This is a genomic window from Enterobacteriaceae bacterium Kacie_13 (assembly GCA_013457415.1).
Classification (GTDB): domain Bacteria; phylum Pseudomonadota; class Gammaproteobacteria; order Enterobacterales; family Enterobacteriaceae; genus Rahnella.
Genome location: CP045665.1, coordinates 733284 through 744999 on the forward strand (window position 1 = coordinate 733284; position 11716 = coordinate 744999).

9 protein-coding genes are annotated in these 11716 nt (G+C 53.1%); 1 reads left to right on the forward strand and 8 read right to left on the reverse strand.

What is annotated here, in order from left to right; translation table 11 throughout:
• Positions 1 to 43: 43 nt before the first annotated feature.
• The 6 genes from apaH to lptD all read right to left on the reverse strand — a co-directional run bounded on the left by apaH (position 44) and on the right by lptD (position 6836).
• Positions 44 to 898 (reverse strand): bis(5'-nucleosyl)-tetraphosphatase (symmetrical), encoded by an 855-nt coding sequence (gene apaH / locus GE278_03350; GenBank protein QLK59880.1) that lies wholly within the window; start codon positions 896 to 898, stop codon positions 44 to 46.
• A 6-nt stretch (positions 899 to 904) separates the two neighbouring features.
• A complete protein-coding gene (gene apaG / locus GE278_03355) occupies positions 905 to 1282 on the reverse strand; it encodes a Co2+/Mg2+ efflux protein ApaG (GenBank protein ID QLK59881.1) in 378 nt (125 codons plus the stop codon).
• A 4-nt stretch (positions 1283 to 1286) separates the two neighbouring features.
• Entirely contained in the window at positions 1287 to 2114 is an 828-nt protein-coding gene (gene rsmA / locus GE278_03360; protein QLK59882.1) for a 16S rRNA (adenine(1518)-N(6)/adenine(1519)-N(6))-dimethyltransferase RsmA, read from the reverse strand.
• 5 nt (positions 2115 to 2119) lie between these two features.
• Entirely contained in the window at positions 2120 to 3142 is a 1023-nt protein-coding gene (gene pdxA, locus GE278_03365; GenBank protein QLK59883.1) for a 4-hydroxythreonine-4-phosphate dehydrogenase PdxA, read from the reverse strand.
• Positions 3132 to 4427 (reverse strand): peptidylprolyl isomerase SurA, encoded by a 1296-nt coding sequence (gene surA / locus GE278_03370; protein QLK59884.1) that lies wholly within the window; start codon positions 4425 to 4427, stop codon positions 3132 to 3134. The genes pdxA and surA overlap by 11 nt, the downstream gene beginning before the upstream one ends.
• Before the next feature lie 66 nt (positions 4428 to 4493).
• On the reverse strand, positions 4494 to 6836 hold the full coding sequence (gene lptD, locus GE278_03375) for an LPS assembly protein LptD (protein QLK59885.1): 2343 nt from the start codon (positions 6834 to 6836) through the stop codon (positions 4494 to 4496).
• A gap of 181 nt (positions 6837 to 7017) precedes the next feature.
• Here lptD and djlA point away from each other — a divergent pair, with 181 nt between their 5' ends.
• On the forward strand, positions 7018 to 7839 hold the full coding sequence (djlA, locus tag GE278_03380; GenBank protein ID QLK59886.1) for a co-chaperone DjlA: 822 nt from the start codon (positions 7018 to 7020) through the stop codon (positions 7837 to 7839).
• 92 nt (positions 7840 to 7931) lie between these two features.
• On the opposite strand, the gene rluA is transcribed toward djlA, so the two are convergent.
• Complete coding sequence (rluA, locus tag GE278_03385; GenBank protein QLK59887.1) at positions 7932 to 8633, reverse strand: bifunctional tRNA pseudouridine(32) synthase/23S rRNA pseudouridine(746) synthase RluA; 702 nt, start codon at positions 8631 to 8633, stop codon at positions 7932 to 7934.
• A 68-nt stretch (positions 8634 to 8701) separates the two neighbouring features.
• Complete coding sequence (rapA, locus tag GE278_03390) at positions 8702 to 11599, reverse strand: RNA polymerase-associated protein RapA (protein ID QLK59888.1); 2898 nt, start codon at positions 11597 to 11599, stop codon at positions 8702 to 8704.
• Positions 11600 to 11716 lie beyond the last annotated feature (117 nt).

Below are 11716 nucleotides of genomic sequence, written 5' to 3' on the forward strand. Positions count from 1 at the left end.
TTTGAAGGTGCCTTTTGTTTTTCAGCGTGCGGTAAAAGCCTGTTCAGATAGCTTTCGGTATGACCGCCTTCTCTTTTTCAGGCCGGCGGTGGGAAGGTTCGGTGAAATAGGTTTTATCTTCCCAGCGCAGCATCGTCATGTCACCACCCCAGCAACAGCCTGTATCCAGCGCATAAATGCCTTCCGGTGCGCCTTTGCCTTCAAGTGAGGCCCAGTGACCGAACGCAATACTGTATCCTGCTTCCTGCAACGGCCCGGGAATATCAAACCACGGTTTAAGCGGCTTCGGCGCATTTTCAGGCGTGTCTTTGCAGATCATATCCAGCTGCCCGTTCGGGAAGCAGTAACGCATACGGGTAAATGCATTGGTGCTAAAACGCAGGCGTGCCAGACCCGTGAGTTCCGGATGCCAGTTGTTTGGCATATCGCCGTACATCGCGTCGAGGAAAAGTGGATAGGTATCGCTTCGCAGCACGGCTTCCACTTCACGCGCGCACATCTGCGCGGTCTCCAGATCCCATTGCGGTGTGATCCCTGCGTGGGCCATCACCAGCTTCAGCTCTTCATCCACCTGCAGAACGGGCTGGCGCCGCAGCCAGTTGATCAGCTCATCCGCATCTTCTGCTTCAAGCAGCGGTGTAATACGATCTTTCGGTTTGTTAAAGCTGATCCCTGCGAACACTGCCAGCAGATGCAGATCGTGGTTACCAAGCACCATGCGTACAGAATCGCCCAGACCGCTGACAAAACGCAGAACCTCGAGGGATGACGGGCCACGGGCGACTAAATCGCCTGTCAGCCAGAGACAATCATTTTGCGGATTAAAATCCACCTGCGCCAATAGCGCCTTGAGTTCATCGATGCAGCCGTGAACATCACCAATAAGGTATGTCGACATAGAGGATTAATTTATCAGTGTAGGGATGGCGAGGCGGAAGACCGGAACCGGCACACGGAAGATTTCACCGTCTTGTGCGACCATTTCATAATGGCCTTCCATGGTACCGAGCGGCGTTTCGAGAACAGCACCACTGGTGTAGTGAAACTCACTGCCGGGTAGGATCAATGGCTGTTCGCCGATGACACCTTCACCCTGTACTTCCGTTTGCTGACCGTTACTGTTGGTGATGAGCCAGTAACGGCGCAGGAGTTGCACGTTAAAACGCCCCAGATTGCGAATGGTAATGGTGTAGGCGAAGACGAAACGCTCTTCTTCAGGTATCGACTGAGACTCAATGTAGACACTTTGCACCTGAACACAAACGCGGGGCGAATTAAGCATATCGCTACTCCTGGGGTTCTGTCGTTTTCGGTCGGGTAGATAACCAGTTAGCCAGTTTACAGAATTGCTCAACAGAAATATTTTCAGCACGCATCGACAGATCCAGACCCAAATCGCTCATCTGTTCTGGTGTGAACAAGTGACCGAGGCTGTTTCGGATTGTCTTGCGACGCTGGTTAAACGCATCGGTCGTCAGACGGCTCAGAATTCGGATATCGGAAACCGGATAAGGGATCACGTCGTGTGGAATCAAACGCACCACGGCGGAATCCACTTTTGGCGCCGGCGTGAAGGATTCTGGTGGAACCTCCAGAACCGGGATCACGTTACAGTAATACTGCGCCATGACGGTTAAACGACCATACGCTTTGCTGTTCGGCCCTGCAACCAGACGGTTAACCACTTCCTTCTGCAACATGAAGTGCATGTCTTTGATGGCGTTGGTGTAGGTGAACAGATGGAACATCAGTGGGGTAGAGATGTTATACGGCAGGTTACCGAAGACGCGCAGCGGCTGGCCGAGCTCTTCTGACAGTTCCGCGAAATTGATTTTCATCGCATCAGACTGAATGACGCGTAATTTGCCCTGAAACTTAGGATTGCTCTCCAAACGTGCAGCCAAATCACGGTCAATTTCGATAACCGTCATGCTGTCCAGACGTGAAGCGACCGGTGCCGTCAACGCTGCCAGACCGGGTCCGATTTCGACCACCGCTTGCCCTGGCATAGGGTGAATGGCCGACACGATGCTATCAATCACAAATTGATCGGTTAAAAAGTTCTGGCCGAAACGTTTACGGGCAAAGTGCCCCTGGTGGACTCTACTATTCATTGTTTTTATTTATCAGTTTGTTGTGGATCAAAAGTATTGATTGCCATACGAATGGCGAGATTTATTGCTGTCCTGAAACTGCCCGCATCGGCGGTGCCGGTGGCGGCAAGTTCAAGTGCGGTACCGTGATCAACGGAAGTCCGGATAAAGGGCAGGCCAAGCGTGATATTCACTGCGCGACCGAATCCCTGATATTTTAGCACCGGAAGGCCCTGATCGTGATACATCGATAAAACAGCATCGGCGTGTTGCAGATATTTCGGCTGGAAAAGAGTATCCGCGGGCAGCGGGCCGATCAGATTCATTCCCTGCTGGCGCAGTTCCTCTAATGCAGGAATGATCGTGTCGATCTCTTCGTGTCCCATATGACCGCCTTCTCCGGCATGCGGATTCAAGCCGCACACGTAAATCTGCGGTTCTGCAATGCCGAATTTGGTTTTCAGATCATGATGAAGAATGGTGATCACTTCATGCAGACTTTGACGGGTAATGGCACCTGGCACGGCCAGCAAGGGTAAATGCGTGGTCGCCAGCGCGACGCGCAGTTCTTCCGTCGCCAGCATCATAACCACGCGATCGCAGTGGCTGCGGTCAGCAAAGAATTCGGTATGGCCGATAAACGGAATGCCAGCATCATTAATGATGCTCTTTTGCACCGGACCGGTAATCAGTGCAGCAAATTCACCGCTGATTGCGCCGTCACAGGCTCTGGCGAGGGTTTCTACCACGTACGGGCTGTTCGCTACGTCAAGCCTGCCCGCTGTGACTGGCGCTGCAGTTTTCACCGGCAGTACCGTCAGCGTCCCTGCGGCCTGGGGTTGTGCAGGACGGCCTTGTTGATAGTCGCGTAACTGAATACTCAGACCCAGTTTCTCTGCTCGTTCAAGCAGCAGGGCCGGATCGGCACATACCACCAACTCAACAGGCCATGCCTGCTGAGCCAGCGCCAGTACCAAATCCGGCCCAACCCCGGCAGGCTCGCCGGGGGTGATGACCACAGATTTTGTCACGGAAGTATTATTTACCATTACCATCCATAATTTTCACATACGCTTCAGCACGTTGTTCCTGCATCCACGTCTGCGCTTCTTCCGCAAACTTACGGTTGAACAGCATGCGGTAAGCGCGCTCTTTCTGTGCTGCATCGGTTTTATCGACCTGACGGGTATCGAGCAGTTCGATCAGATGCCAGCCGAAGGAAGAGTGCACCGGTGCGCTCATCTGGCCTTTTTTCAGGTTCATCAGCGCATCGCGGAACGCCGGATCGTACATGTCAGGAGACGCCCAGCCTAAGTCACCACCCTGAAGGGCAGAACCCGGATCCTGAGAAATTTGTTTGGCTTCGTCAGCAAACGTCGCTTTACCGCTCTTGATATCAGCAGCAACCTGTTCCAGTTTGGCCTTCGCCTGCGCGTCTGTCATTACCACAGAAGGTTTCAAAAGGATGTGACGTGCATGGACTTCGGTGACGGACACCGTTTTGTTATCGCCACGGATATCGTTCACTTTCAGAATATGGAAACCGACACCTGAACGGATTGGGCCGATGATCTGGCCTTTCTGTGCGGTGCTCAGCGCCTGTGCAAACAGGGAAGGAAGTTCCTGCAATTTGCCCCAGCCCATATTACCGCCTTTCAGTGCCTGCGAGTCAGCTGAATAAGTGATTGCCAGTTTGCCGAAGTCGGCACCGTTATTCAGATCAGCGACAATTTTCTTCGCCTGTTCTTCAGCAGCATCAACCTGATCCTGCGACGGATTTTCCGGCAGTGGCAACAGGATGTGGCTGAGATTGAACTCAGCGCTGCCGCCGTTTTGTGCTGCCACCTGTTTGGACAACTGTTCCACTTCCTGAGGCAAGATAGTGACGCGACGACGGACTTCGCCGTTACGCACTTCGCTGATCAGCATTTCTTTACGGATCTGGGCGCGGTAGGTGCTGAAGTTCAGACCGTCGTAAGCCAGACGGCTGCGCAGCTGATCTACGGTGATGTTATTTTGCTGAGCAATCCCGGCAATGGCTTTATCCACGTCCTGATCGGTCAGTGTGATACCCATCTTCGATGCCATCTGAAGCTGAATCTGGTCCATGATCAAACGATCAAGGATCTGGTGGCGTAAGGTCGCATCATCAGGCAGCTGTTGTTTAGCCTGGCCTGCTTGCTGTTTAACCGACTGCATTAAGCCATCGACATCACTTTGTAACACGACGCCGTTGTTCACAACCGCGGCGACTTTATCAACTTCCTGAGGGGCTGCAAACGCAGTGCTGGCACAAAGCGTCACGCCGAGGAGAAGTGTTCTCCAGTTCTTCATACTTTTTCCATTTGTCTAATCCGCAAAGCGGGTTTCAAGTTCACTGAGTTAAACGTGTCGTCTGGCTTAGAAAGCGCGTTGATAAGGCAGTATGCCGGTGGCCAACATTTCTTTCGTTCCGAGGGTTTGATTACTTCCAAGGCCTCTAAGTTCAATGTTGAAACCAATCTTATTATCATACTTACTTTCGGAATTTTCATAGCTGGTGATCTTACGTTCGTAACCGACGTTGACAGCCCAGCAACAGGTGTTGTATTGCAGGCCGATTAACTGGTCCGCAGGCTGCTGTGCTTTGGTGTCGTAATAGTAAGCACCGACAATCGCCCAGCGATCGGCGATTGGCCAGCTGGCGATACCACCAACCTGAGAAATGCCGTCCTGATAGCCTGCATTTTTCACATTAGGCAATGTTGCCTGAATATATTCCGGGCTGGCATAACGGTAGCTCAACTGAATCATTCTTTCTGAGTCAGCTTTGTACTCAAGGACCGCATCACCAACGGCCAGCGAATCCAGACGGGTGTCATACTGCACACCGCCACGAACACCCCAGAAATTGTTGATTTTGTAGTAGGTATCACCGGCCCAGACCAGGCTGCCGGTATCATCATTTTTATCCAGTGCGCTGTTCTGATCGCCGGTGCGCGGTGGCTGGAAGTAGTAAATCTGACCCGCAGACGCATTGAAGCGTTCTACCAGGCCTTCATCATAAATACGTGTTGTTAAACCACTTGCCACCTGATTAGCAGAGGCAATACGGTCGAGTCCACTGTAGCTCTTATCACGGAACAGGCCGGTATAGTCGGACTGTAACAGCGTGGAGTCATAGACGTTAATTGAGCTTTGATTACGATAAGGGATGTACAGGTACTGTACACGCGGCTCCAGCGTTTGCGTGTAATCACTGTTCCAGTCCATGTTACGGTCAAAGACCATTTTACCGTCGCTTTTAAACTCAGGCATAACACGGTTAACCGATGAACGTAGTTCGGTATTGGTACTATCATCAGGAATATCTTGCTGATAATGAGTGGCCATCAGCTTAACTTCGTTATCCAAACTTCCCCAACCATTACTGAGCGGCAGGCTGATGGTTGGTTCAATATGCATACGTACAGCTTCCGGGTTATCCGGATTTACGCTGGTGAATTTGGCCGCTTGCCCCCACACGTGCAGATCGAAAGGCCCAACATCATTTTTATAGTAGTTAACGTCTAGCTGTGGTTGGGCACGATAAGCGTTTTGATTACCAGAGTTCGTGAATACCTGAAACTGTTTACTGGCCAGTGTGGCATCCCAGTTCTCATTGGCATAGCCGACGCTGAATTTTTGCGTCGCATAGCCGTCGGTACTAGAACCGTATTTCGAATCAAAATCGTTGAAGTAATATGGATCGCTGACTTTGGTGTAATCGACGTTAAAACGCCATACCTTGTCATACACGCCTGAGTGTATCCAGTAGTACATCCATCGTTTGGTTGCATCATCGGCAACATTCGTACGAGAGGTATCTTTATCGTTACCGAGGTAGTCAAACTCCATCAAGCCTGTACCGGCTACGGTCAGGTAACGGAATTCGTTCTGCAATTGCAGACCACGGTTACTCATATAGTTTGGCGTAATGGTGGCATCGTAGTTAGGCGCGATGTTCCAGTAGAAAGGAACGGTTGCACCGAAGCCGTTGTTGCTGCTGTATTTCGCGTTCGGGATAAGGAAACCGGAACGGCGGCGGTCACCGATAGGCAACTGCATATACGGGCTGTAGAACACCGGCACCGGGCCGATGTGGAAGCGCGCATTCCAGATTTCTGCCACTTCTTCCTGGCGATCCTGAATCACTTCAGACCCTACAACGCTCCAGCTATTGTCGCCGGGCAAACAAGTGGTGAATGTGCCGTTGTCCATGATGGTGTAGCGGTTGTTATCACGCTGCTTCATCTTGTCGGCGTCACCCCGGCCCTGGCGGCCAACCATCTGATAATTGCCGTCCTGAACATCGGTATCTTTCGTGGTCAGGTTCGCAAAACCCTTTGGTCCGTTCAGCTTGATTTGGTTATCGTTATAACGCACGTTGCCGGTCGCCGTGGCGGTCCGGGTCGGTGTGGGCTGATTAGGATTAGCGATTTGATTGAGCTGAACCTGATCGGCATCCAGCGTACTGTTGCCCTGTACGACGTTAACGTTTCCGCTAAACAGTGCGTTATCAGGGTAGTTGCCGGTGGCCTTATCGGCATTGATGGTCACAGGCAGTGAGTTAGGATCACCCTGCACCAGAGGTTTGTCATAGGTCGGAACGCCGAGCATACATTGTGCAGCAAGGTCGGCCATTGCGCCGTGACTGTACAATGCCGACCAGATTGTGGCGGCCAGCATTGTGGGTAAGCGTGTTTTCAGACGTCTGTTTTTCATACGTAAAATGGTGTTCCGTCATCAGAGGCATCATGCCGGCAAACGGTCAGAGACTATCTCACTCATCATGGTTGCGCTAGTGTTAAATCCCACCTGTTACGTTGCCGCCGTTAGGCACAACGATAAATGCCGGTTATGATAAAGCAATTTTTAAGCGACGGCATGGCGAATTGAGGAGTATATGCAGTATTGGGGAAAACTGCTCGGACTTATCCTTGGCTATATGTCAGGGACAGGCTTCTGGGGGATTGTATCAGGGTTGTTGATTGGGCATATGTTTGACACAGCGCGTGCAGCAAAACGCCGCAGTTATTTCACCGATCAACAGACACGTCAAACCATCTTCTTCCGCACCACGTTTGAGGTGATGGGGAATCTGACTAAATCGAAAGGCAGGGTTACCGAGGCCGATATCCAGATAGCCAGCCTCTATATGGAACGTATGCAGTTACACGGCGAGCAGCGCAATGCCGCGCAGCGCGCCTTTCGCGACGGTAAAGAACTGAATTATCCGTTGCGGGAAAAAATGCGGGAATTGCGCAGTGCGTGTTTTGGTCGTTTCGACCTGATACGGACTTTTCTGGAAATTCAAATCCAGGCCGCATATGCCGATGGTTCGTTGCATCCCAATGAACGGGAAGTGCTGTATGTGATCTCCGAAGAGCTCGGCATTTCGCGCATGCAGTTCGATCAGTTCCTGCGCATGATGGAAGGCGGTCAGCAGTTCGGCGGCAGTCAGCAGGGCGGCCGGTCTTATGGTGGCGGCTATCATCAGGCGCAACAGGGCCCGACGCTGGCCGATGCCTGCAAAGTGCTGGGCGTGAAGGCCACAGACGATGCGACCACCATCAAGCGTGCGTACCGTAAGCTGATGAGCGAACACCATCCGGATAAACTGGTGGCGAAGGGTTTACCGCCAGAAATGATGGAAATGGCGAAGGAAAAAGCGCAGTCGATTCAGGCGGCGTATGACCTTATCAAGCGTGAGAAAGGGTTTAAGTAAGACTTTCTGACCGGAACGTAAAGCAAAAGGCGCTGAATTAAGCGCCTTTTTTACATTCAGCCTTTTTTACATTTACGGACTGAATACTTCACTTAAAAATCCGGTTCGCAGTTAAACACCAGTGGTGCATCGGTAATCGGATGATAAAAAGACAGCTCCTGTGCGTGTAGTTGCAGACGGGAGGAGGCGGCCAGTGCGTCGGGATGTGCATAGAATTTATCACCGAGGATAGGATGCCCGAGTGCCAGCAGATGAACGCGCAACTGATGCGAACGTCCGGTGATAGGCCGCAGTTTGACGCGCGTTGTACCATCATCATCCCACGACATCACTTCGTACTGTGTTAGCGCCTTCTTACCGGTCTCGTGACACACTTTCTGCTTCGGCCGATTCGGATAATCACAAATCAGCGGCAAATCAATGATGCCGTAATCCTCTTCCATGCGTCCCCAGACCCGCGCGATATACACTTTCTTGGTTTCGCGTTCGCGGAACTGGCGCTTGAGCTCACGCTCGGCGTCTTTGGTCAATGCAACGACAATCACGCCGCTGGTCGACATATCCAGCCGATGTACCGATTCCGCGACCGGAAATTCCTGCTGAATGCGGGTCATCAGGCTGTCCTGATGCTCCGCTAATTTCCCCGGTACCGACAGCAGACCGCTTGGCTTATTAACCACCATGATGTGCTCATCCTGAAAAATCACCTGCAACCAGGGATCGGTCGGTGGATTGTAATTCTCCAGCGGCCGGGTGTTCGAAGGGACAGGGATGTTCGGTTGATGTTCGCTCATAGCGTTTTCAGTCTGTGTCAGCGTTAAAAAGAGGAAAAGGGATGCAGACCGGCTGCATCCCGTCAGGCTTACTGGTGGCTGACCACCACCAGGCGGATCGCATCCAGACGCCAGCTGGCATCGTTCAGGTTCGCCAGGACTTGCTTACGGTTAGAGTCTACCGCGTCCAGCTCGTCATCACGAATGTTCGGGTTCACTTCTTTGAGCGCTTTCAGTCGGGCAAGCTCCTGTGTCAGTTGCTCGTCGGCTTCAACTTTAGCCGCTTCAATCAGCCCCCGCGCCTGCTCGGCAATTTGCGGTTCAGCCTGTTGCAGCATGGTATGCACATCCTGCTGTACAGCGTTCACCAGCTTGCTGGAGTTGTGACGGTTGATGGCGTTCAACTGGCGGTTAAAGCTTTCAAACTCGACCTGAGCGGCCAGATTGGTGCCTTTACTGTCTATCAGCATACGCACCGGCGTTGGCGGCAGGAAGCGGGTTAGCTGCAGATGTTTCGGTGCCTGACATTCCACCACGTAAATCAGTTCCGCCAGCATAGTGCCCACAGGCAGCGCTTTGTTTTTCAGGATCGAGACCGCACAACTGCCCGTATCACCGGAGAGGATCAGATCCAGACCGTTACGCACGATCGGGTGTTCCCAGCTGATGAACTGCGCATCTTCGCGCGACAATGCCTGCTCGCGATCGAACGTCACGGTGCAACCATCTTCCGGCAGACCAGGGAAATCCGGCACCAGCATGTGATCAGAAGGTGTCAGCACGATCAGATTATCGCTGCGATCTTCCTGATTGATCCCGACGATATCGAACAGGTTCAGCGCAAAGTTCACCAGATTGACGTCGTTATCCTGCTCACCGATTTCCTTCGCCAGCTGCTGCGCACGTTCGCCGCCGTTGGAATGCATCTCCAGCAGACGGTCACGGCCATTTTCCAGCTTCTCTTTCAGCGCATCGTGCTCAGCACGGCATTTCAGGATAAATGTATCCAGACCTTCCTGCTCGGCAGGCGTGGCGAGGAAAGCAATCAGCTGTTCATAAGCGCTGTCATAAATGGTGCGGCCGGTCGGACAGGTATGCTCGAACGCGTCCAGACCTTCGTGGAACCAGCGAACCAGCACCGACTGCGCGGTTTGCTCGAGGTACGGCACCATAATGTCGATGTTGTTTTGCTGACCGATACGATCCAGACGGCCAATACGCTGCTCGAGCAGGTCCGGGTTGAACGGCAGATCGAACATCACCATTTTACTGGCGAACTGGAAGTTACGGCCTTCAGATCCGATTTCAGAACACAGCAGAACCTGTGCACCCTCTTCCTGTGACGCAAAGTAGGCAGCGGCGCGATCACGCTCAATGATCGACAAACCTTCATGGAACACTGCGGCGCGGATGGCTTCACGCTCACGCAGAACCTGCTCCAGTTGCAGCGCGGTGGCGGCTTTCGCACAGATAACCAGCACTTTCTCGTCGCGGTTGGCGGTCAGATAGCCGAGCAGCCATTCCACGCGCGGGTCGAAGTTCCACCACGTCGCGTTCTCGCCTTCGAATTCCTGATAAATCTGCTCCGGATACAGCATGTCGTGCGCACGCGCTTCGGCGGATTTTTTCGCGCCCATGATGCCCGAGACTTTAATCGCGGTCTGATACTGGGTCGGCAGCGGCAGTTTCACGGCATGCAGATGACGATCCGGGAAGCCTTTCACACCGTTACGGGTATTACGGAACAACACGCGGCTGGTACCGTGGCGGTCCATCAGCATGGAGACCAGCTGTTTAGCCGCTGCCTCGTCGCCCTGATTGGCGGCGGTCAGCAGGGCATCGGTATCGGCATTGCCGACGCTTTCACCCAGCAATGCCAGCGCTTGCGGCGTCAGCGGTTCTTTATTGAGAAGCAGCGTGACCGCATCGGCGACCGGCTGATACTGCTGCTGTTCTTCGATAAATTCTTCGTAATCGTGGAAACGATCCGGATCAAGTAAACGCAGGCGTGCAAAGTGGCTTTCCTGCCCGAGCTGTTCCGGTGTTGCGGTCAGCAACAGCACGCTTGGGATTTGTTGTGAAAGCTGTTCAATCACCTGATATTCGCGGCTCGGCGCGTCTTCGCTCCACACCAGATGGTGCGCTTCATCGACCACCAGCATGTCCCAGGATGCATCGGACAGCTGCTCAAGACGGGATTTATTGCGGCGTACGAAGTCCAGTGAACAGATCACCAGTTGCTCGGTTTCAAACGGGTTCGTCGCTTCGTGCACGGATTCCGCGTAGCGATCGTCATCAAACAGGGAGAAGCGCAGGTTGAAGCGGCGCAGCATTTCGACCAGCCACTGGTGTTGCAGCGTTTCCGGTACCACGATCAGCACGCGTTCGGCGCGGCCTGACAGCAGTTGCTGATGGATTATCATCCCCGCTTCGATGGTTTTACCCAGACCCACTTCATCGGCCAGTAAAACGCGCGGCGCATGACGCTGACCGACTTCATAAGCAATGTGTAACTGATGCGGAATCAGGCTGGCGCGCATGCCGCGCAGGCCGCCAAATTCCAGACGGAACTGTTCACGCTGATATTTGCGGGCACGAAAGCGCAGGGCGAAACGATCCATGCGGTCGATCTGGCCAGCGAAGAGGCGATCCTGCGGCTTGCTGAAGGTCAGCTTGCTGTCGAGCAGCACTTCGCGCATGGCGACGCCGGTTTCTTCGGTATCAAGACGGGTGCCGATGTAGGTCAACAGACCTTTATCTTCAATGACTTCTTCGACTTGCAGCTGCCACCCTTCGTGGCAACTGATGGTATCACCGGTATTGAACATCACGCGGGTGATCGGGGAATCATTTCGGGCATACAAACGGTTTTCACCGGTGGCGGGGAAAAGCAAAGTCACCATGCGCACATCTATTGCAACCACGGTGCCTAATCCTAATTCGCTTTCCGTATCGCTTATCCAGCGTTGACCCAATGTAAACGGCATAATCTCTCTCTGTGTTGTGTGTTCCAGATGTGGCAACTGCGACGTCAACTGCGCAATGCGTGCTATGCCTCGGATGACGCGCGGGCAATAGTCTTCTTTCCCCGCCCGAAGGCGCGG